The 21,938-nt window shown below is 74.6% G+C and carries 11 protein-coding genes and 2 pseudogenes; 5 read left to right on the top strand and 8 right to left on the bottom strand.

Features of this window, described 5'->3' with window-relative positions:
- Window positions 1-35: 35 nt before the first annotated feature.
- Window positions 36-893, top strand: coding sequence for a DMT family transporter (locus ACLF5H_RS09005; protein WP_421675528.1), 858 nt, complete (start codon window positions 36-38; stop codon window positions 891-893).
- Between the two features lie 5 nt (window positions 894-898).
- Here ACLF5H_RS09005 and ACLF5H_RS09000 read toward each other — a convergent pair whose 3' ends face one another.
- Complete coding sequence (locus tag ACLF5H_RS09000) at window positions 899-1,663, bottom strand: acyltransferase (RefSeq protein WP_421675527.1); 765 nt, start codon at window positions 1,661-1,663, stop codon at window positions 899-901.
- Between the two features lie 157 nt (window positions 1,664-1,820).
- Here ACLF5H_RS09000 and ACLF5H_RS08995 point away from each other — a divergent pair, with 157 nt between their 5' ends.
- The 3 genes from ACLF5H_RS08995 to ACLF5H_RS08985 all read left to right on the top strand — a co-directional run bounded on the left by ACLF5H_RS08995 (window position 1,821) and on the right by ACLF5H_RS08985 (window position 4,330).
- A complete protein-coding gene (locus ACLF5H_RS08995) occupies window positions 1,821-2,348 on the top strand; it encodes a gamma carbonic anhydrase family protein (RefSeq protein WP_421675526.1) in 528 nt (175 codons plus the stop codon).
- A gap of 161 nt (window positions 2,349-2,509) precedes the next feature.
- Window positions 2,510-3,034 (top strand): hypothetical protein, encoded by a 525-nt coding sequence (locus tag ACLF5H_RS08990; protein ID WP_421675525.1) that lies wholly within the window; start codon window positions 2,510-2,512, stop codon window positions 3,032-3,034.
- Between the two features lie 129 nt (window positions 3,035-3,163).
- Window positions 3,164-4,330 carry an IS701 family transposase gene (locus ACLF5H_RS08985; RefSeq protein WP_421675524.1) on the top strand — a complete coding sequence of 389 codons (1,167 nt, stop codon included), beginning with the start codon at window positions 3,164-3,166 and terminating at the stop codon, window positions 4,328-4,330.
- A 92-nt stretch (window positions 4,331-4,422) separates the two neighbouring features.
- Here the strand turns inward: ACLF5H_RS08985 and ACLF5H_RS08980 are convergent, their stop codons facing one another.
- Window positions 4,423-5,067, bottom strand: a complete 645-nt coding sequence (locus ACLF5H_RS08980; RefSeq protein WP_421675523.1) for a DedA family protein — start codon at window positions 5,065-5,067, stop codon at window positions 4,423-4,425.
- Between the two features lie 237 nt (window positions 5,068-5,304).
- Here ACLF5H_RS08980 and ACLF5H_RS08975 point away from each other — a divergent pair, with 237 nt between their 5' ends.
- The gene (locus ACLF5H_RS08975; protein WP_421675522.1) at window positions 5,305-6,312 is read left to right on the top strand and encodes a lysylphosphatidylglycerol synthase transmembrane domain-containing protein; all 1,008 of its coding nucleotides are present in this window, start codon (window positions 5,305-5,307) and stop codon (window positions 6,310-6,312) included.
- Window positions 6,313-6,344: 32 nt separating this feature from the next.
- On the opposite strand, the gene ACLF5H_RS08970 is transcribed toward ACLF5H_RS08975, so the two are convergent.
- From ACLF5H_RS08970 to ACLF5H_RS08945, 6 genes and pseudogenes are all read right to left on the bottom strand, one after another.
- Entirely contained in the window at window positions 6,345-7,421 is a 1,077-nt protein-coding gene (locus ACLF5H_RS08970; RefSeq protein WP_421675521.1) for a class I SAM-dependent methyltransferase, read from the bottom strand.
- A 200-nt stretch (window positions 7,422-7,621) separates the two neighbouring features.
- Window positions 7,622-8,714 (bottom strand): annotated as a pseudogene (locus ACLF5H_RS08965) (glycosyltransferase); the annotation flags it as partial.
- Window positions 8,711-9,508: an alpha/beta fold hydrolase gene (locus ACLF5H_RS08960; protein ID WP_421675619.1), complete on the bottom strand. Its 798-nt coding sequence runs from the start codon at window positions 9,506-9,508 to the stop codon at window positions 8,711-8,713. The pseudogene ACLF5H_RS08965 and the gene ACLF5H_RS08960, both read right to left, overlap by 4 nt.
- A 9-nt stretch (window positions 9,509-9,517) precedes the next feature.
- Entirely contained in the window at window positions 9,518-9,835 is a 318-nt protein-coding gene (locus ACLF5H_RS08955) for an acyl carrier protein (protein ID WP_421675520.1), read from the bottom strand.
- Window positions 9,832-14,762 (bottom strand): annotated as a pseudogene (locus tag ACLF5H_RS08950) (beta-ketoacyl synthase N-terminal-like domain-containing protein). The gene ACLF5H_RS08955 and the pseudogene ACLF5H_RS08950 overlap by 4 nt, the downstream one beginning before the upstream one ends.
- A gap of 1 nt (window position 14,763) precedes the next feature.
- Window positions 14,764-21,645 (bottom strand): SDR family NAD(P)-dependent oxidoreductase, encoded by a 6,882-nt coding sequence (locus tag ACLF5H_RS08945; protein WP_421675519.1) that lies wholly within the window; start codon window positions 21,643-21,645, stop codon window positions 14,764-14,766.
- Between the last annotated feature and the right edge of the window lie 293 nt (window positions 21,646-21,938).

The raw sequence follows: 21,938 nt of genomic DNA, 5'->3' as shown, positions 1-21,938 counted from the left end.
ACCCGTTCGTTCAACAAACTGTACTGCGAGGCATCGTGACGGCCCTCTTCGCCCTGACCACCAGCCTGTTGTGGGGGCTGGCCGACTTCGGCGGCGGGCTGCTGACGCGACGGGCGCCCGCGCTCACCGTGGTCGTCGTCTCGCAGGCCATCGCGGCGGCCGTCCTCGGCGTGATCGTCGTCGCCACGGGCGCCTGGAGCGCGGCCGAGCCCCGGCTCTGGTTCGCGTTCGCGGCGGGGCTGGTCGGTCCGATCGCCCTGCTGGCCTTCTACAAGGCCCTGGCCCTCGGCCCGATGGGCGTCGTCTCGCCGCTCGCCACGCTCGGCGTCGTCGTGCCCGTCGGCGTGGGCCTGTTCCTCGGCGAGCGGCCGGGGCTGCTCCAGCTCGCCGGTATCGCGGTCGCCGTCGGCGGGGTCGTCCTCGCGGGCGGTCCCCAGCTGCGGGGCGCGCCGGTGGAGCGGCGCACGGTCCTTTTGACGCTGGTCGCGGCGCTCGGTTTCGGGGCGGTGTTCGCCCTGATCGCCGAGGCGTCCACCACGGTCACCGGCCTGTACCTCTCGCTGTTCGTGCAGCGGCTGACCAATGTCGCGGTGGGCGGTGCCGTGCTCGCCCTCTCCCTGCGGCGCGGCGGCAGCGCCCTGCCCCAGGGCGGTTTCCCCTACCGCTCGCTGCCCGCGCTGGCCTTCGTCGGCCTCGCCGATGTGGCGGCCAACGGCACCTACGCCGTCGCCGCCCAGCACGGCCCGGTCACCGTGGCCGCCGTCCTCGCCTCGCTCTACCCGGTGGTGACCGCGCTGGCCGCCCGCGGCTTCCTCAGCGAACGGCTGCGCGCCGTCCAGGCCGCGGGCGCGGGCCTCGCCCTGGTCGGCACGGTACTGCTGGCCACCGGCTGAGCGGCTCAGCCCTCGGTCTCCAGCTCGGTGAGCCGGGCCACCGCGGACTCGTCCAGCTCGGCCAGCGCGCGCAGCTGACCCGGCGTCGTCCCGTCCGGGATCGGCACCGGCGCCGGGGTCCGCAGCGGCGGCTGCCAGCCGTCCTCGGGCGTCCAGCGCCGTACGACCTTGGCGGGAGCGCCGGCCACCACGGCATGGTCGGGCACCGTGCCGCGCACCACGGCACCGGCCGCGACCACGACGTTCCGGCCGATCCGCGCGCCCGGCAGGATCACCGCGCCGGTGCCGATCCAGCAGCCGGGGCCGATCTCCACCGGCTCCATGCGGGGCCACTGCCTGCCGATGGGCTCGTGCGGGTCGTCGTAGGAGTGGTTGGTTGAGGTGACGTAGACGTACGGCCCGAAGTAGCAGTCGCGGCCGATGGTCACCGTGGTGTCCGCGATGACATGGCTGCCGCGGCCGAGCACCACGCCGTCGCCGATGCGCAGGATCGGGTCCGGGCCGAGGTCCAGGTCGGGCATCAGACCGGCGGTCAGGGTGACCTGCTCGGCGATGATGCAGTGGGAGCCGAGCCGGATCCAGGGCTCACCGAAGACCGTGCCGAGCGGGAAGGCGAGCCGGGTGGCCTCGCCGATGGCGCCGAAACGCAGGCGCCCGGGGTGCTCCGCCGTGACGGAACCGGTCCGCTGGACCCAGGCCCAGGCCGCGTGGACGGCACGCTGGGCGAGGCCATGGCGCCAGGATGAGAACGTGTTCTTGCGCTTTGGCACGGGGTCACGTTACTCACGGGTTGCGTTCGGCGAGAGGCCGGACCGCTGTGATCTTTGCCCCACCGCCTGCCGTACCGTGCGGAGTGCTTATCGGAGTACCTATCGACGTACTTATCGATGTACTTATCGGTGTACTGATCGACGCGAGGAGACGGTGATGACGCAGGCGGCACTGATCGTGGGCATCGGCGGCAAGGAGCCGCGGGTGGACGCGGAGGCGTTCGTGGCGCCGACGGCTTCGGTGATCGGGGACGTGACGCTGGGCGCGGGGGCGAGCGTCTGGTACGGCGCGGTGGTGCGCGGGGACGTCGAGACGATCACTGTGGGGGCGCGCGCGAATGTGCAGGACAACGTGACGCTGCACGCCGATCCCGGGTTCCCGGTGACCATCGGCGAGCGGGTGTCCATCGGGCACAACGCCGTGGTGCACGGCGCGACGGTCGAGGACGACTGCCTGATCGGGATGGGGGCGACCGTGCTCAACGGCGCGGTGATCGGGGCGGGCTCGCTGGTGGCGGCGCAGGCGCTGGTGCCGCAGGGGATGGTGGTGCCGCCGGGGTCGTTGGTGGCGGGGGTGCCGGCGAAGGTGCGGCGTGAGCTGTCGCCGGAGGAGAAGGAGGGGGTCACCCTCAACGGCACGTCGTACGCGGACCTGGCGCAGGCGCACAAGGACGTGCATCGCTAGTACTCCAGTACGACTTCGTGATCTCGTAAACCCTTGAGCACTTCGGTCGCCATCTGGCGTGCTCAGTGCTGACAGCACAAGATTCATATCCGTGTGACCGCCCTCGGACACCACCGGCCTGCGATTTTGTTCGCCTGACGTGCTCGACGATGCTGATCGGCATGCCGTCGACACAAGCGCTCGCCCACTGGGACAGCCCCTTCATCAACTTTCGGGACTTCGCCTTCCCCGACGGGCGGGGACACGGATACCGGTGGGTCCACATGAAGCGCTTCCACCTGCCGTACGACGCACCGGACGACCGGGACCTGCTGGCGGCCCTGCTCGCACATCCGGAGTTCCGGGACACGTACGACGGGGCCGGCGTATGGCTCGAACCACGCCATGGACAGTGGTGGTCGGACCGCATCACCCCGGACACGTACCTGGCCGTTGACGAGGCAACCGCCACTGGCGTGATCAGCTCATGGGCCACTGACGGCGCTGGCATCCCCGCCGATCTCGAAAAGCGGCTGCATGAAGCGGTCTACACACCGATCCGTCAGGCAACGAGCCGGTATGCGCTGAGGGATCTCCCCGACGACGCGCACCACGACTACGGTCCCATCCACATCGAGTTCCATGAACTCGTCCTCGTCGACCGCTCCACAGGCGTTCTCACCCTTCTGGTCGCCGCCGACGACTGATGGCGACGGCGGCGGGCACTGCGGCGGCTGACAAGTGCGGCCACCGCGAGAGCATCAAGGGTTGTGTGGACTCCTGAAGACCGTGCGGTGGCCGCGGGCCATAGCGTAGACCCTGCCCGTTGACGGGCCATGTTCGACCAGGCGATAGCGCGGATCGCGGGCCGGTTCCGGCGCGTGGAACCCCGGGCGACCGCCCGCGCATTCGTGCTCGGACTGCTGTCCGGCGTCGAGCGCAAGAACTGCTGGGGGCTGGCCGAACAAGCCGGCCTGGCCCGCCCGGGTCGGATGCAACACCTCCTGCGCGACGCGCGCTGGGACGCGGTCCGCGACGACGTGCGGACCTACGTCCTGGAGAACCTCGGCACCAGCGACGGAGTGCTGATCGTGGACGAGACGGGCTTCTTGAAGAAGGGGCACCGCTCGGCCGGCGTACAGCGCCAGTGCACCGGCACCGCCGGGCGGATCGAGAACAGCCAGATCGGCGTCTTCCTCGCGTACGCCTCTGCCCGGGGACGGGCGCTGATCGACCGTCGGCTCTACCTGCCCGAGCACACATGGTGCGCGGACGACGAACGCCGCAGCCTGGCAGGGGTGCCCGACGCGGTCGAATTCGCGACCAAGCCCCGTCTGGCCCTGGAGATGATCGCTGCCGCACTTGACGCAGGCCTGTCGACCTCCTGGGTGACCGGCGACGAGGTCTACGGACAGGATCCCGACCTGCGCGCCGGGCTGGAGGCGCGTGGGATCGGCTACGTACTGGCCACCGCTCGCACCACCCGCGTGAGGATCAATCAGGACCGCACCTCTGTACCCGCCGAGAAAGCGATCGGCTGCCTGTCCACCACCGCCGCGTGGCATCGGCAGAGTGCCGGCGCCGGGGCGAAGGGCCCGCGCTACTACGACTGGGCCTGGGTGGAGATCGGCACCGACGGTCACCACCATCTGCTGGTTCGGCGCAACACCGCCACCGGCGAACTCGCCTTCTACCTCTGCTGGTCACCCCGGCATGTGGCCCTGTCGGACCTGGTGCGCGTGGCCGGTATCCGCTGGTGCATCGAGGAGTGCTTCCAAGCCGCCAAGGGCCAGGTCGGCCTGGACCAGTATCAGGTCCGCCACTGGACCTCCTGGCATCGTCACATCACCCTCCCCGAGATCCGCCACTTGATCGCTGGACTGTTCCCAACACCCTTAAGTCCCGCCACGCTCCTGAGCTGGTCAAACTGGCGCAGGTCCCACCAGGTCACAGCCCGGCACAGCCCCTACCGACGACGAATCGCCGAACCGCGAACTACGTAACTCACGAAGTCGGACTGGAGTACGAGGCGGGTCGGCGACGACGGTTGCACGTGGCCTGTCGCGCGGTCCCCCGCGCCCCTTGAGGGGCGCGGTCACTCGCCGGCGTTGACAGGTTCCCGCTGGGACAGCTCCTGCTGGGCCTTCTTCGTCTTCCGCTTCACGATCAGCATCGTCGCCAGACCGATGACGACCGCCGCCCCCAGACCCACGTACGAGAACTTCTTCAGCCAGCCCTCGGCGACGACGCCCACGTAGTAGACGGCGGCGGTGGTGCCGCCGGCCCAGCAGATGCCGCCGAGGATGTTGGCGATCAGGAACTTCCAGTAGGGCATGTGCAGGACGCCGGCGAGGGGGCCCGCGAAGATGCGCAGCAGGGCGATGAAGCGGCCGAAGAAGACGGCCCACATGCCCCACTTCTGGAACGAGCGCTCGGCGGTCGCCACATGGGCCTCGCCGAAGTGCCTCGGGAACTTGTTGCCCAGCCAGGCCAGCAGCGGGCGGCCGCCCTTGCGGCCGATGGCGTAGCCGATGGAGTCGCCGATCACCGCGCCCGCGGTGGCGCAGGCGCCCAGGATCAGCGGGTTGATGTGGGAGTGCTGGGAGGACATCAGCGCCGCCGAGACCAGCACGATCTCGCCGGGCAGCGGAATGCCGAGGCTCTCGACGCCGATCACCAGGGCCACCACGGCGTAGACGGCTACCGCCGGGACCGAGTCGAGCCATTCCTGGACATGCACCGCGGGATCCTCCCCTGCCGCTGACCTTGCGCGGAAGCGCTGTGTAAAGCGCTCCCCAAAGAAGGCTACCCGGTCGGCGGTGAACGGCCGCTCGGCGTGCGCCCTCCGGGCGGCACCGGGCCGCCCCCGAGCATTGGGTTCGCGGACATCCCGGTGTCATCCGGCGGGGGAAGGCTCCCCCCGGTTTCGCCCGCCCCGCCTGCCCCCGGGCCCCCGCCGCGGAAGGACGACGTCCCCGTGTCCGCACCGTCTCCCCTCGTCACCGCTCCCGACGGCCCCGTGCCGAAGGCTCCGGCCCGGACCGCCCCGTCGCGCTCCGGCCGGACCCTGCGCCTCGCGCTGTGTCTGGCCCCGCTGCTGATCGCGCTCTGCTGGGCCGTCGCGAACCGGCCCGTGGTGTACGAGGGGGTGCGGCGGCTCGTGGCGGCCGATCCCCGCTGGCTGCTGGCCGGGCTCGGCTGTACGTGTCTGACCTGGGTGGCGGCCTCCTGTGTACGGCAGGGCGCGCTCCCGGACCGGCTGCCGGCGGGGCTGCTGCTGGCGTCGCAGTTCGCCGCCGGTGCCGCGAATCACGCGCTGCCCGGCGGACTCGGCGCGCACGCCGTCACCGTGCGCTTTCTGCGGGCGCGCGGGGTGCCGCTGGACCGGGCCACCGCCTCGATCGGCCTGTACTCGCTGGTCAAGGGCACCGCGAAGACGCTCGTCCTGCTGGTGTTCCTGGCGGTCTCACCGGCCTGGCGACGCCTGGGCGATCTGGTGCCGGACGGCCCCCAGCTGGTGCCGGTCGCGGTGGTCGCGGGCGGGGTGGTCACCGGGGCGGGGGTGCTGCTGACCGTCGTACGGCCGTTGCGGCGGCCGGTGACCGGCTTGGTGCGCACCGCGCTCGCCGATGTCCGGGTGGTGCACGCGCGGCCCTGCCGGGTGCTGGCGCTGTGGGGCGGGGCGGTGGCGATGCCGCTGGTGCAGGCGGGGGCGCTCGGCTGTGTCGGGGCGGCGCTCGGGCTCGGGCTGTCCTTCGCGGAGGTGGCGCTGGCGTTCCTGGCCGCGGGCACGGCGGTGGGTGCCGCCCCGGTGCCCGGCGGGTTCGCGGTGGACGCGGCGCTGCTGTGGACGCTGGTGGCCTTCGGCGCGGAGCCCGCCCCCGCGACGGCGACCGTGATCGGCTACCGGGTGGTGACGGACTGGCTGCCGCTGCTGCCGGGCGCGCTGGTGCTGTCGGCGCTGATCCGGGCCAAGGTGCTCTGATCCGGGCCAAGGTGCTCTGATCCGGCGCGCGTTCACTCCCGGCGGGCCACCAGGCGGTAGGCGTTGGCGAGGTGCAGGCGCTGGGCGAGCGGGCGGATCGCGAGCCGGTCGAGGAGGGTGGCGGTGAGCAGCGCGGGCACCCCGGCGAGCAGGAGCGCCCCGCGCAGCGCCCGGCGCAGGGGGCCGGGAGGCTCGGGCAGCCAGGGGGCGTCCTCGCGGGGCGCGGCGTGGTCCAGGGCCAGCCAGACGGCGGCGAGCAGATCGACCGGGTCGTGCGGCTCGGCGTGCTGCTCGGCGAGGACCGTGAAGCCGAGTTCGGTGAGCCGACGGCGCAGATTGCCGACCGGGATGAAGTGCAGGTGCTGCGGCTGGAGCCAGGGCAGCCACCAGCGGCCGAGGAGCCGGGCGTAGCGGCTGTCCGGGTCGGGGACCTCGATGAGGAGGTGGCCGCCGGGGCGTACGGCCTCGTGGGCGGCGCGCAGTTCGCGGTCGGGGTCGGTGCTGTGCTCCAGGTAGTGGAACATGCTCACCACGTCGTAGCGGGCGGTGAGTTCGGGGGCCAGGTCCGGGAAGGCGCCCCGGTGGGCCTGGTCGATGCGGCCCTCGCGGGCGGCGAGTTCGACGCCGTCGGTGAAGTCGAGACCGTCGAAGGAGGTGCCGGGCAGCACGCCGCGGGCGCTCGCGCAGAAGTGGCCGTGTCCGGTGCCGACGTCCAGCCAGGTCTTCGGGGCGGGGTCGTACGGCAGCAGCGCGCGGGCGCGGCCCTCGTACATGGCGCCCCGGCCGCCGAAGGTGCCGCTCATCCGCTGCTCACCGAGGCCGTCGTAGAAGTCCCGGTAGTAGAACTCCAGTCCCGCCTCGGTCAGTCGGGGGTTCTGGAAGATGTGCCCGCAGTCGGCGCAGCGGTCCAGGGTGAAGCGGCCCGGCTTGTGCTGGAGCAGGTCGGTGGTGCGCAGCCGCTCGCTCAGCCGCCCCGAGCCGCACCAGGGGCAGGTGGCGCGGCGGGCGCCGAGGAAGCGGGCGGGGCCGGTGGCGAGATCGGCTCGGTAGGCGGGGCGCAGGGCGGCGACGCGTTCGGCCTTCGCCCGCTTTTCGCTGGGGTCGCTCATCGGCTCTCCGTTGCCAGTCGTTCCAGGTGGGCGGCCGCGGCCGGGGCGCCGCCGGCCGCGCGGAACGCGGTGCGGACGCGGGCGGGGAGGGAGTGTTCGATGAGGTTCAGGGTGCGGCGCGAGAAGCCCTTGTTCAGCACGTTGCGGATCTGATGGTGGCGCACGCCGTCGGTGACCGCCAGCATGGTGCGGACGCGGGCGGCGGCGGTCCGGTGGGCGGGGTCGTGCAGGACGGTGTCGAGGGCCGTGCCCAGCCGGTCCGCGGTGACCCGGCCGAACTTCACCCGGAGCCCGGCCCCCGCGTCCACGACCTGCGCGGCGATCACCGGCTGGTCGTCGCGGATGGGGGCGGCGACCAGCGGGACACCGTGCCACAGCGCCTCGCACACGGTGTTGTGCCCGGCGTGGCAGATCACCGCGTCCATCCGTTCCAGCAGGGCGAGTTGGGGCACCGAGGGCAGCACCAGCAGGTCCTTGCCGCCCTCCTCCGCGGGCAGCACCCCGCCCGGGTCGACGAGCACGGCCTGCACCCGGTCGGCGCGTGCGCGCAGCGCCTCGCGGCAGGCGGCGAGGAAGCGGCCCCCGGCGTCGGCGTTGGCGGTGCCCAGGGTGACCAGGACCTTCGCCCGGCCGGGGGTCAGCCACTCCCAGGGGAAGCCGGGCCGGTGCGGGCGGCCCGCGAGGGAGGGGCCGACGTAGTGGATGTGCGGTGCCGACGGGGCCTGGGGGCCGACGAGTTCGGGGCTGCTGAAGATCAGCAGGAGGTGCGGGGAGGAGCGCGGGTCGGCGGTGCCCGCAGGGTCGCCGAGGCGCTCGCGCAGTTCGGCCAGCCGCCGCCGCAGCCACTCGGCGACCTTGGGCAACCCGTCGTAGGCGCCGCTGAATTCGGCCGAGGTGGTCGCCGAGGTGGCCCACGGCAGTCCGAGCCGCTCGGCCACCAGGGCTCCGGCGAAAGCCTGTTGGTCGGCGACCACCACGTCCGGGCCGAACTCCTCGACGGCCGCCCGCACTCCGGGCGCCATCGCGTCGGCGAGCGGCAGCAGATACCACTCCCACAGGAACTTCAGCGCCTCCGCGCCGCGCAGGTCCGGGGGGCGCCCGACGCCGCCGGTGCCCGGCACCGGGCCCGCGCAGCCGAACACCGGGGCGCCGGCCCGCGAGCCGGCGCACCAGGCCCGGGTCGGCGCAGGCCCAGGCCACCCGGTGGCCGCGCGCGGCGAGCCGGTCGGCGACCCCGACGGCCGGGTTGATGTGCCCGGTCAGCGGCGGTACGACGAACAGGAAGCCGCTCATCGGACGGCGCCCGCGCCGGTCCGGATCAGGTCCAGGATGTGGCCGCCGACCGCGCCGGGCGCCTCCACCAGCACCGAGTGCTCGTGGCCGGGCAGCACCACGGCCCTGAAGTCCGGCAGCCGGGCCGCGTGCAGCGGGATCAGGTCCGCGAGGTCGGAGTCGCCGCCGTAGACCCCGAGGACCGGGCAGCGCACGGCGCCGATCTCGGCCTCGGTGTGCACCCGGCTTGCCGGGATGTCCCGGCCCAGGCTGGTCTCCCGGGCGAGCCGGGCGGCGCCCTTGGCGAGGCGGGCGGTGTTGTGGCCGCGGTTGGCGGTGATCCAGGCGATCGCGTCCCGTTCGTTGTGGGCGAGTTGGGTCACGACCCGGTGCAGGATGCCGCCGAGTTTGCTCGCCCAGGCGGGGGTCGCGGGTTCGGACTCCACGAGGGTGAGGGTGGCGACGCGCCCGGGGTCGCGGGCCGCGTAGCCGAACGCGATGGTCCCGCCGTAGGAGTTGCCGACGAGATGCACGGGTCCGGTGACGCCGAGGCGGTCGAGGAGGGCGGTGAGATCGTCGATGTTGTGGTCCAACGTGTAGCCCCGGGCGGGGCGTTCGCTGCGGCCGTGGCCGCGCAGGTCGTACATGAGGACGTCCAGTCCGGCCGCGGCGAAGGCGGGCGCGACGGTGAAGTAGTAGCTGGCGAGGCTGTCGGTGAGCAGCCCGTGCACCAGTACGACCGTGCCGTGCGGGGTGCCGCCCCCGACGGGGGCCATGCGCTGGACGTGCAGCCGGATGCCACCGGCGTCGACCATCGCCACGGCTCAGCCCGCCTGCGCGCTTTTCAGGCTCCACACCACGTACTCCACGAGCCTGCCGACGGTCAGTTCGATGATCTCCTCGAACTCCATCCCGGCGAGGAACTCGGCGAGATTGACCCGCCCGCCGTACCGCTCCTCCATCAGCCCGGCCAGGGTGACCAGGTCGATGCTCTCCAGTTCCAGATCGCGGTTGAAGGTGGTGGACATGCCGATGACCGTGTCGTCGTCGCCGTACTCGGCCAGGACCTCGCGGAGCATGCCGGTGAGGTCGGCGAGGACGGCGTCGGGGGCCTGCTGGGTGGGGATGAGCGGGGGGTTCATCGGGGGGTCTCCTCGGCTGCGGGATCGTGAGGTGCGGCGGCTTCGAAGGTGGGCCGGGTGGTGGTCGCGGCGGTGGGCCCGGTGGTCCAGGCCACCATGTACGCGCGGGGCGTCAGGGCGGGTGGGTTGGCCGCCCCGGCGCAGTGGACGAGATGGGTGGCGAGTCGGCCGGAGACGAGCAGCCGGCTGCCGTCGGGCGCCGCCTCCAGAACGGTGAAGTCCCGTGGCCGGCCGCCGAATCCGGTGCCCTCGGCCTTGGCGACGGCCTCCTTGGCGGCCCAGAAGCGGGTGAACCACTCCGCCTCCGGGCCCGACTGCGCCCGGAGCAGCCGGAGTTCCTCAGGACCGAGCGCCGTGGCGAGGGTCGCGGGCTCGCGTGCGACGACCTCTTCGATGTCGATGCCGACACCTGAGCCTGCACCGACGCCGACGCCGACGCCGTCGGTGTCGGTGTCGGTGTCGCCGGAGCCGGAGCCGAGGCCGGGGTGCGGGCCGCGCGGTCGTACGAGCGCCACGCCCGCCTCGGCCCGGTGCGCGAGGGAGACGTCCAGCGGGGGCAGGGTCCGGCCGTGCACACCGGTGACGTAGGGGCGCCCGGCCGCATCGTTGTGGACCCGGATCTCGGCCGGGAAGACGGGCCCCTCGCCCTGTTCCCAGAGCCATCGGCGTACCGCGTCCTTGACGGCGATCCGGCCGAGCAGCCACTGGCGGCGGCCCCGGGGCGGATGCGCCGCGTACTGCGAACGCTCCGCACCGCCCAGCGAGTTGCGCATGATCAGCTCTCGGGAGGCGAGGTCGGGCCAGCGTTCGTGCAGCAGGGTCCAGCCGCCGGGCCGGAGCGCGGAGAGGGTGTGGCGCTCGGGGAAGCGCTCGACGGGGCGGGTCGTCGGGTCGTTGTCGAAGCGGCGGTCCTGCCAGCCGTCGAGCACGGCCCACACCCGGCCGCCGACGGTGAGCCGGGCGTCGGCTTCGAGGAGGGTGTCGGTGAGGGAGGTGATCCGCACCAGGCAGTCGACGGGGGTGCCGGGCGCCGGATGCGGCCCGTGGAACGTCATCCGCCGCATCTGCACGGGGAAGACGACGGTCCGCTCGGTGCGGGTCGCCATGATCCAGTAGCCGAGCAGCTGGCCCACGTTGTCCAGCAGCGCGCCGGGGGCGGCGGGCGTGGTGATCACCCCGCGCACATGCCGCTCGCCGATCGCGGACAGCTCGGTCAGGCCCTGGAACCCCGGGCCGTGGAACATCCAGCGCTCGCGGTAGATCTGCGCGGCGGTGTGCTCGGGGCGCCGCTCGGGGGCGTCCGGGCGGGGCGCCGGTGGGGGTGGTGCCGGGTGGTGCGGGGCGAGTTCGATCACGGCGCGGGCGGTGGGTCCGAAGGAGACGGCGCGGTGGTGCGGCCGTCCGGGGACCGGCGCGACCGTGATCGGTACGTCCACGGCGGGCACGGCCGTCAGCCACCGGTCGAACCGGGCCCCGTGCACGGCCACCGCCCGCGCCCCGGGCACCGCCGCCTCCGCCGCGTCCATCATGTGCCGCACGATCGTGGTCGCGGGCACGACCGGCCAGCGGTCCTCCAGATCGGGCCAGCCGGGGCGCTGCGGGTAGAAGCAGTGGTCGAGGAGGTGGGGCATGGTGCGGGGGGAGATGTGGAGGGTGGTGGTCGCGGAGGCTGCCGGGGCCGGGACCGGGGTCGGGGTCGGGTTCGCGGAGAGGGACGGCGGGGTGGGCCTCGCGGGGGCCTCGGGCGCCGGGCGGGCGGGGGCCCGTGTCGCGGCAGCGGGGGCGGCGGGGGCCCGGCCACGATGAGCAGCGGGGAGCCGGCGTGCGCGACCGCGGCACGCTGGTTCTCGTTCAGCCCTTCCAGCAGGGCGGCGGGGGCGGGGGCCGTCGCGCGGGGCGTGCGCCGGTGCACGGCCGGGGCAGGAGGCCGTACGGCCGGACTACGACCCCCGGCCGCCGCCAGCACCTCGGCCGCCGTGTCCGCGGTGTCCCGCAGCAGGGCGGACAGTTCGGCGGCGACCGGGAAGCGGGCGGCGAGCCCGTCGAGGGCGGGTGCGCCCGGGGCGGCGGAACGTGGCACCGCCGGCCCCCGCCCCAACTCCCCCCTCAGCTCTTCGAGTACGGCCCCGTCCAGCGACACCAGCGCGCCGCCGAGGTCGAGTCGGACGGGCGGCCGGTCGACGCCCGCGGGGTTCACCAGGATCGCGGGCGCCGCCGGTGCCGTCGTCGGCGTCCCCGTGAGGCCCGGCACCACCGCCGCCCCCGCCGCCCACAACGCCGTTGCCACGCGGCGGAGTTGGGGAAGCCCGTCGTGATGGGGCGAGCACGCGGGGACCGCGAGGTGGTCGCGGTCGCCGAGGGTGTCGTCGATCAGGGAGGTGAGACGGCCGGGGCCGGGCTGCACGAAGACCCGGTGTCCGGCGGCGTACAGGGCCTCGGTCAGCTCACGGAAGCGCACGGGTTCCAGCAGATGCCGTACGAACAGCGCGCGCACGGCCGACTCGGCCGCCGGGAAGGGCCGCGCGGTCGTGCCGGACCACACCGGGACGGTCGGCGGGTGCAGCCGGAAGCGGTCGGCGGCCTCCTGGATGGGGGCGAGGTACGGTTCGAGCATCGGCGTGTGGAAGCCGGAGCGGAAGGGCAGCACCTGGCAGATCACGCCCTGCGCGCGGAAGGACCGTACGAGGTCCTCGACCGCCGAGTCCGGTCCGCAGACCATCGACTGGCGGGGCGCGTTGTCGTGGGAGAGCACGATCCCGGAGCCCGCCCAGGCGTCGGCGAGCGCCGCTTCGACCTGTGCGGCGGAGGTGCCGATCGCGGCGAAGGCGAGCCCGGGGACGGTCAGCGCGTCCGGGTCGAACTCGGCCATGAATCCGTCGACCTGGTCGGGTGCGTAGATCCCGGCTGCCGCCATGGCCGTCCACTCGCCGACGCTGTGCCCGGCGACCGCGTCCGGTACGACACCCATCGCGCGCAGCGCCCGGTCCAGCAGCCGGCCCACGCCGACGACATCGAGTCCGTGCCGTCCGATGTCCTCGACCCGGGTGCCCGCCCGCGCGCCCACCCCGGTGTCCGCCCGGGGGTCCCGGGGCGCGGACAGGCCGAAGCGGGCGGCGATGTCGTCGGTGCGCGGCGGGGTGAACTCGCCCTCCAGACCGGGGAAGACGAACGCCAGCCGGTCATCGGGGCCGCCCAGCAGCGGGGTGGGCCGCAGCCATACATCGCTGCGCCCCTGCCAGGCCCGGCCCTTCTCGGCCGCCCGGCGGGCGAGCGCGAGCCGTTTGGTGTTCGGTGCGACGATCCCGAGCCGGGCCGGTCCCGCCCCGGGGTGCGCGCGGGCCGGATCGAGCCCGGCGGCCAGGACGGCGGAGTCGTCGGCGGCCAGCAGCACGGCGAGGCGTTCGACGGAGTCGGCCGCGAGCAGCAGGACGCGCTCGGGTTCGGTGACGCGGGCGACCGGGGCGGGGGCGGGCGGGTGTCCGGGGGCGGCGGTGCGCCGGGCGGCCGGTGCCTCCTCCAGCACCACATGGGCGTTGATCCCGCCGAAGCCGAAGGCGTTGACGGCGGCCCGCCGGGTCGGCTCGCCCGGGTCCCGGTCCCAGGGGCGGGCCTGTGCCAGGGTGCGGAAGCGGGTGGCGGCGAGGCGGGGGTGGGGGTCGTCGCAGTGCAGGGTGGGCAGCAGGGTGGCGTGGTGCAGCGCGAGGGCGGCCTTGACCAGCCCCGCGACCCCGGCGGCCGGCATCGTGTGGCCGATCATGGACTTCACCGAGCCGAGCACCGGGCGCTCCTCGTCGGCGAGGTCCGAGCCGGGTCCGAACACCTCGGCGAGCGTGGTGAGTTCGGCGCCGTCACCGGCCGGGGTGGCCGTGCCGTGGGCCTCCAGCAGGCCGACGGAGCCGGGCGCCGCGGGGTCGAGCCCGGCGGCCCGCCAGGCCTGGCGCACGGCCCGCGTCTGGCCGCCCGGGTCGGGGCTGACGAGGCCCGCCGTACGGCCGTCTCCTGCGACGCCGGTGCCCCGGATCACGGCGTAGACCCGGTCGCCGTCGCGTTCGGCGTCCGCGAGCCGCTTCAGTACGACGACCCCGGTGCCCTCGCCGATGAGGATGCCGTCGGCGTCCCGGTGGAAGGGCCGGATGCGCTCGGTCGGGGACAGGGCGCGCAGCTGGGAGAAGACGCTCCACAGGGTGATGTCGTGGCAGTGGTGCACTCCCCCGGCGAGCATCATGTCGCAGCGCCCGGCGCTGAGTTCGCCGACCGCCTGGTCGACGGCGACCAGCGAGGAGGCGCAGGCCGCGTCGACGGTGTAGGCGGGGCCGCGCAGATCGAGCCGGTTGGCGATCCGGGAGGCGGCGAGGTTGGGCACGAGGCCGATCGCGGCCTCGGGGCGGTCCGGACCGAGTCGCTCGGTGAACGCGGCCCGGACCCGGTCGAGTTGGGCGGACGACAGGTCCGGCACCAACTCGCCGAGTGTGCACACCAGTTGGCCCGCCGTGCGGACCCGCTGGTCCAGCCGGGCCAGGCCGGGGGTGAGGTAGCCGCCCCGGCCCAGGATCACCCCGATCCGGTCCCGGGCCGGAAGCCCGCGCTCGCCGCCCGCGTCGGCGAGCGCGGCGGCGGCCACATCGAGGGCGATCAGCTGGTCGGGCTCGGTCCCGGAGACGGCGGCGGGCATGATGCCGTACCGGGTGACCTCCACCTCGGCCAGGCCGTCCACGAAGCCGCCGCGCCGGCAGTACACCTGGTCGGGGGCGGCGGGCCCGGCGGCGGCCGCCGGGCGGTAGTAGTCGGCGTCCCAGCGGCCCGCGGGCACCTCGCCGATCGCGTCGACGCCGCCGCGCAGGTTGTGCCAGTAGGCGTCGAGTCCGCGCGCGCCCGGCAGCAGCACCGCCATCCCGACGATGGCGACGGGGAGTTGGCTGTTCGTCATCTCACCAGCCCGACGCGGTGTAGACGACGGCACGCGCCGCCGGGTCGCCCCAGGCGAGTTCCCGCAGCAGGGCCGCGGTGCCCTCCTCGGGATCGATCATCGCCACCCCGCGGCGGGCGTACTCGCGGCCCAGTTCCGCGCCGACCATGCCGTGGTGGGTGCCGGACGGCGCCCAGGGGCCCCAGTGCACGGTGAGCGCGCGGTGCCCGGTGCGGGCGGCCCAGTCGGCGCCGAGTGTCTCCAGGGCGTCGTTGGCGGCGGCGTAGTCGCACTGGCCCCGGTTGCCGAGGACGGCGGCGATGCTGCCGAACAGCACGGTGAACGCGGGCGCCCCGGGCAGGTCGTCCAGGGCGGCGAACAGCGCCCCGGCGCCCGCCGTCTTGGTGCCGTAGACCCGCTGGAAGGAGTCGGGGCTCTTCTCGGCGATCAGCCGGTCCTCGATCACCCCGGCCGCGAACACCACCCCGTCGAGCCGGCCGTGCTCGGCGTGGATCTCCTTGACCGCCCGGAGCACCGCGTCCCGGTCCCGGAAGTCCACCGCGCGGTAGCGGGCCGCGCTGCCCAGGGCCGCCAGTTCGTCGAGGGTCGCGGTGATCTCCCGCTGGGCCAGCAGGAGTTCGGCGGTCCGGTTGATCTCGGCGGGCTTCGGCACGCCGGGGGCGGCGGCGAGTGCGGCCCGCAGTTCGACGGGGGTACGGGCGGCCGCGGTCGCCGGGGACTCGGGCGCGGTCGGGGCGGGGGTGCGGCCGAGCAGTTCGATCCGGCAGCCGCAGGCGGCGGCCAGCGTCGCCGCGAACCGGGCGGTGATGCCCCGGGCGCCGCCGACCAGCAGGACGACGGAGTCCCGGTCGAGCCCGAGGGCCGCGGCCTCGGCGGTGCCGACCCCGGCGGGGCCCGCGCCGGTGTTGCCGAGGGAGCCGAGCGGGACGGGGCGGAGGTCCAGGCCCCGGCGGGTCCCGTCGGCGGCGCGCAGGACGACGGGGAGCGGGGCGGAGGCGTCGGCCCCCTCAGATGCTCCCGCCGGTGCACACAGCTCCGTGAGCACGGCCTCGGCGACCGCCGCCGGGGCGATGTCCCCGACGGCCACCACCCGCGCGACCACCTCCGGATACTCCCGCCCGGCGGTGCGGAACAGCCCGTCGAGCCCGGCCGCCCGTACGGCACCCGCGCCCGCCTCGGCCCGCACGGCCAGCAGCCGGCCCGTGCCGCATGCCAGCGCCGCCTTGAGCACGGGGAACGCGTCCGGCAGCACCGGCAGTTCAGGGCCGGGCAGCGCGCCCAGGTACACGACCGCGTCCACCGTCCCGTCGACCGCCCCGAGGACATGCCCCTGGTCGGCCAGGACGACCTCCGCGCCCCGCGCGTCCAGCCGCGCCGCCACCTCGGCCGCCGCTCCCCCGCCGTCACCCAGCAGGAAGAACCGCTGCCCGGCGAGGACGGAAGCGGCCTTTGGCCCGACGTCGGGCAGTTCGACCGCCCGCAGCTCGAAGCGCCGGGGTGCCACACCGAGCGGCGCCGCGTCCGGCTCCGGTGCCTGTTCCTCCGGTCGGCCGGGCCCCGTACCGCCGCCGACCCGTGCCGCCAGCCACGCCGTCACCGCCGCCGCCGTACGCGCCTTGGTCAGCTCCTCCAACTCGGCGTCGTCCAGCAGCTCCGCGCCCCCGGCGATGCCCAGCCGCTTGGCCAGCTCGCCCGCGATCTCGGCCCGCTTGATGGAGTCGATACTCAGGTCCGCCTCCAGATCGAGATCGGGCTCGATCATGTCGACGGGATAGCCGGTGCGTTCGCTGATGATCTCCAGCACGACCCGCGCCACGTCCGCACCGGACGCGGCCGGGGCCTCCTCCTGGACCACCGGGGCGGCCGACTCGGTTTCCATGAAGGCGGGTTCGGCCGACGGCGACGCCTGAGGAGCGACCGGCGCGACGGCCGCGACCGGAGCCACGGGAGCCACCGGCGACCCCGTCCCCCCGAAGTACGTGAGCAGCACATCCCGCTGCGCCGCGATCATCTCCCGTCCGCTGCGCAGGAATTCGGTGATCAGCGCGTCCCGGTCGACGGGGGCGCCGTTGGGCTGGTCGGTGGTCACAGTCGTCTCCACGACGCGTCGGGCCGGCGCGAGGGCACCGGCGAGCAGGGCTCCGTCGGCGGTGCGGACCAGCTGTCCGTCGACCGTCCAGCCGGGTCGGGCGGGGGTGGGGGCGCGCAGCGCGTCCACGGCGTCCCGGCCCTGGAAAAGCCGGGCGGCGCGCACCGGGACGCCCGCGACGGCGAGTCGGGCGAGGGCGTCGAGCCAGCCGGGCAGTCCGCCCTCGGGCCGGGGCTCGGGGGCGACGGTGCGGTGCGGGCGGTCGCCGAGGATCTGCCCGACGAGCCGGGTGAGGACCGTCCCCGGGCCCGCCTCGACGAAGATCCGCGCGCCCGCCTCGTACATGGCCTCGATCTGCGCGGCGAACGCGACCGGCGCCCCGATCTGGGCGGCGAGTTCGGCGCGCACCCCCTCGGGGTCACCCGGGTACGGGGCGGCGGTGCGGTTGGCCCAGACGGGGAACTCGGGCGCGCGCACCGGCGCCTTTGCGAGTGCCTCGGCGAACCTCGCCCCCGCCCCGGCCACCACCGGACTGTGGAAGGCGCAGGCCACGGGGATCCGCTTCGCGCCGAGTCCGGCCGCGCGCAGCAGCCGTACCGCCGTGTCGATGTCCGGCGTCGGCCCCGAAATCACCGTCTGCTGCGGCGAGTTGAGGTTGGCCACGACGACGGACTCCGGCGCCCCCGCGTCCCGCAGGGCACCGACGACGTCCTCGGCGGGTGCGCCCACGGCCGCCATCGAACCGGGTTCCGCGCCCGCCGCCGCCAGGATCGCGGCGGCCCGCTCGCCGCTGAGGCGGGGCAGGGCGTCCGGGTCGAGGGCACCGGCGGCGGCGAGCGCGACCAGTTCGCCGTAGCTGTGTCCGGCGGCCAGATCCGGCTGGACACCGGCCGCGCCGAGGAAGGCGTGGGCGGCCAGGCCCGTGGCACCCAGGGCGGGTTGGGCGGCCCGGGTGTCGGTCAGGGCGGTCCGGCGGCGCTCGCGCGCGGTGTCGTCGAAGGCGGCCGGCGGATAGACGACGTCGGCCTGTTCCGGTCGCAGATGGTCGCGCAACTCCGGGAGCGCGACGAGCAGTTCGGCGAGCATGCCGGTGCGCTGGCTGCCCTGTCCGGGGAAGAGGAAGGCGACTTTTCCGGCCACCGGGTCCGCGCGACGCACATCCGCGTCGCCATCTCCGTGTCCGTCTCCGTCGAGGACCGCCCGCAGCCGCTCGGTCAGCTGGTCCACGTCCCGTGCCACGAAGGCCACTTGGACCGGTTCCCGCGAGGTGTCGGCGCGGTGGGCCGCGGCGAGGGCGAGGTCGCGCAGCCGCCAGGGCCGCCCGTCCGCCTCGGCCGCCTCAAGGAGTTCCGCCGCCTGCCGGTGTGCGGCCTGCTCGTCCCGGGCGCGGAACAGGAACAGTTCCGCGGGCCACTCGTCCAGGGTCTGCCGGGGCGGTACCGCGTCCCCGTGCGCGGCCAGCACGGCGTGGAAGTTGGTGCCGCCGAAGCCGAACGCGCTGACCCCGGCGAAGCGTTCGGCCGCGGGCTCGGCCCAGGGTCGGGCGTCGGTATGGAAGGAGAAGGGGCTGTCGTCCTCGGTCCAGGCCGGGTTGGGGCGCCCCACGTGCAGGGTGGGCGGCGTGACCCCGGTGTAGAGGGCGAGGGTCGTCTTGATCAGTCCGGCGAGTCCGGCGGCGCACTTGGTGTGCCCGATCTGGGACTTGACCGAGCCGAGCGCGCAGCCGCCGGTGCGGGCGCCGGCCTCGGCGAACACCTCGCCGAGGATGGTGAGTTCGGTGCGGTCGCCGACCACGGTGCCGGTGCCGTGCGCCTCCACCAGGCTCACCTGCGCGGGCGAGACCCCGGCATTGCGGTACGCCCGCTCCAGCGCGGCCCGCTGGCCCTCGGGGCGGGGCGCGGTCAGGCCCAGGGAGCGGCCGTCGCTGGCGGAGCCGAGGCCCTTGACCACGCCGTAGATCCGGTCGCCGGCGCGTTCGGCGTCGGCGAGCCGCTTGAGCACCACGCAGGCGACGCCCTCACCGAGCGCGATGCCGTCGGCCGCCGCGTCGAAGGCGCGGGAGCGGCCGGTCGGGGAGAGGGCGTGGACGGAGGAGAACAGGACGTAGTCGTTGATGCCGTTGTGCAGGTCGGCGCCGCCGCACAGCACCACGTCGCTGGTGCCGGAGACGAGTTCCTTGCAGGCCACGTCGAGCGCGGCGAGGGAGGAGGCGCAGGCGGCGTCGACGGTGAAGTTGGCGCCGCCGAGGTCGAGGCGGTTGGCGATGCGGCCGGAGATGACGTTGGCGAGCATTCCGGGGAAGGAGTCCTCGGTCAGCTGCGGCAGTTGGCCGTCGAGCCCGTCGGGGACCTTGCCGTAGTACGACGGGAGTACGGCCCGCAGGGTCACGGCGTTGGACAGGTCGCTGCCCGCCTCCGCGCCGAAGACCACGGCGGTGCGCGAGCGGTCGAACTCCCGTCCCCGCTCGCCGTATCCGGCGTCCTCCAGGGCGCGCCGGGCCGCCTCCAGGGAGAGCAGCTGCACGGGCTCGATGCTGCCGAGCGAGGTGGGCGGAATGCCGTAGCGCAGCGGGTCGAAGGGGATGCGGGGCAGGAACCCGCCCCACTTCGAGGCGGTGTGCCCGGCGGCGTGGTGCACGTCCGGGTCCCAGCGGTCGGCGGGCACCTCGGTCACCGCGTCACGTCCGGCGACGATGTTCGCCCAGAAGGCGGCGAGGTCGGGTGCCCCCGGGAACATGCAGGCCATGCCGACGATCGCGATGTCGAGCGGCGCGGGCGGCGCGGGCTCCCACTCGGTGACCGGGAGCGGGCCGCGGGCGGCGAGGAAGTCGGCGGCGCCGTCGGTCACCGAGCGGTGCAGGGCGGCCATGGTCGTCGTCGCGGAGCGCAGGACGGCGACCTCTCCGGCCATGAACATCCCGTCGGCGAGCTGCCGTTGCTCGTCGACGTCCCGCAACTCCCCGTCGTCCGCGCGCTCCACGCCCTTGCTGGCGATGCGCAGCCGCCCCACGTTGAGGCGTTCCAGCGTCTGCCACACCTCGCGGTCGGGCAGGCCCCCGGCGCGCAACGCGCGTTCGCGGTCCCGGTAGTCGTCGGTGAACGGGCTGGGCACGCACCGGGTGGCGTGGCCGGGCGCGGTCTCCAGCAGGGCGGTCGCGGTGGCGGCGCGGACCTGTTCCTGGAAGAGCGGCCGGATGGCGCCGTGGGCGACGGCCTCCTCGGTGAACAGGTAGGCGGTGCCCATGAGGACCCCGATCGCGGCGCCCATTTTGGTGAGCGGCGCGGCGAGCGCGGCGACCATCGCGGCGGACCGCTCGTCGTGCACGCCGCCCGCGAAGAGCACCTCCACCTGGGCCGCCGTCCCGGGTTCGGCGTCGGCCAGGAAGTCGTCCAGTACGGCGAGTTGGGCCTCCCACAGCGGGAACGACGCCCGGGGCCCGACATGCCCGCCGCACTCCGAGCCCTCGAAGACGAACCTGCGCGCCCCGGCCTGGAGGAACTGCCGCAGCAGCCCCGGCGAGGGCACGTGCAGGAAGGTGCGGATCCCGGCCCGCTCCAGCGCCTCGGCCTGCGCGGGCCGGCCGCCCGCGATGATCGCGTGCGTGGGCCGCAGCTGTCGTACGACCTCCAGCTGGGCGTTCCTGATCTCCTCGGGTGCGAAGCCGAGCACGCCCACGCCCCAGGGCCGGCCGTCAAGCACGGCCCGTGCCTCGGTCAGCATCGCCCGGGTGCGGGCGCCGTCGGCGAGTGCCAGCGCGAGGAAGGGCAGGGCCCCCTCCTCGGCGACGGCGGCGGCGAATCCGGCCTGGTCGCTGACCCGCGTCATCGGGCCCTGTGCCACCGGCAGCCGCGTCCCGAGCGCCCGGCTCATCGCCGACCCGGGCCGCAACGCCTGCCCGCACTCCGGCTCCGGCCCTGACTCCGGCTCCGACTGCGGCCGCATCGCCGCCGTCATCCCCCGTACCACGCCCCGCACATCCCCCCAGCGCTCGGCGAACCGGGCGGCGAGGAAGCCGTCCTGGCCGACGGGGAGCAGCTGGTGGGCCGGGTCGCGGGCGCCGAGGAGGGCGGCGATGGCCGTGGGGTCGTCGGCGGGGAGCTGCGGCGCGTCGGGGCCGCGGCGGCGCAGCACCCGGTGCCCGCCGAGCACCACCGTCTCCGCGCCGTCCAGGGACCGCAGCACCGCCCGGACCGCCTCCGGCAGCCGGGACTCGGGCAGCAGGGCGAGCTGGCTGTCGAGGACGACACCGGCGGCGCCACCCGCCATGGCGGCGGCCGCCGTCCGGGGCCCGACACCGCCGCAGGCCCAGACGGGCGAGTCGGCCAACTCCGCGTCGGCGACGAGCTGTTGGAGCAGCACGAAGGTGCTCAGCGCACCGGTTCGGCCACCGCTCTCGGCGCCCCGGGCGATCAGCCCCTGGGCACCGGCCCGGACGGCGGCCCGCGCCTGCGGCAGATCGGTGACCTCGGCCAATACCCGTCGTTCGGCGGCCAGTTCGGCGATGCTCCAGGGGGTGTCGGCGGCCGTCAGGTCCGCGGCGAGGACGACGAGGTCGGGGCCGTCGGACAGGTCGGCCGGGGTGAGGGCGCACCGGGCGGTCACCCGGACGCCGTACCGGCCCGGCGCCGTTCTTCTCAGCCGGGACAGTTCCTGTCGGCATATTCGGTCGCCGGTGCCGAGATCGAGGACGCCGAGCGCGCCGGCGCCGGTGGCGGCCGCGGCGAGACCCGCGTCGGGCTCGGCGAACGGGGTGAGGCACAGGATCAGATCATGGGCGCGCACAGGGGAGGTCATGAGACTCCGACACAATCGGCAAAAGCACGGTGGGGGTTTGTGCGGCGGAACTCGTCGGTGCGAGGGCATCGGAAACTAGCGAGGGGCTACTCGCGGGTCAACAACGACGGCCGTCGCGCGCCCGCCGTGGCCTTGATCCGGCCAGGCCGCCGAATTCGCCGCAAGCGCCGAGAAATCGGCGCTTCCGGGTCATCGGTGCGGGCGCCCGCTCACCCGAGCCCACGCGCCACATCGCCACAAGCCCGTCAAAGCACGTACCTGCTTCACCATCCACTCACCCGGCCGCAACACGC

The organism is Streptomyces sp. LaBMicrA B280, from assembly GCF_049222185.1.
Taxonomy (GTDB): Bacteria; Actinomycetota; Actinomycetes; order Streptomycetales; family Streptomycetaceae; genus Streptomyces; species Streptomyces murinus.
The sequence above is the reverse complement of the archived record's forward strand: the minus strand, read 5'-3'. Positions and strand labels throughout refer to the sequence as shown.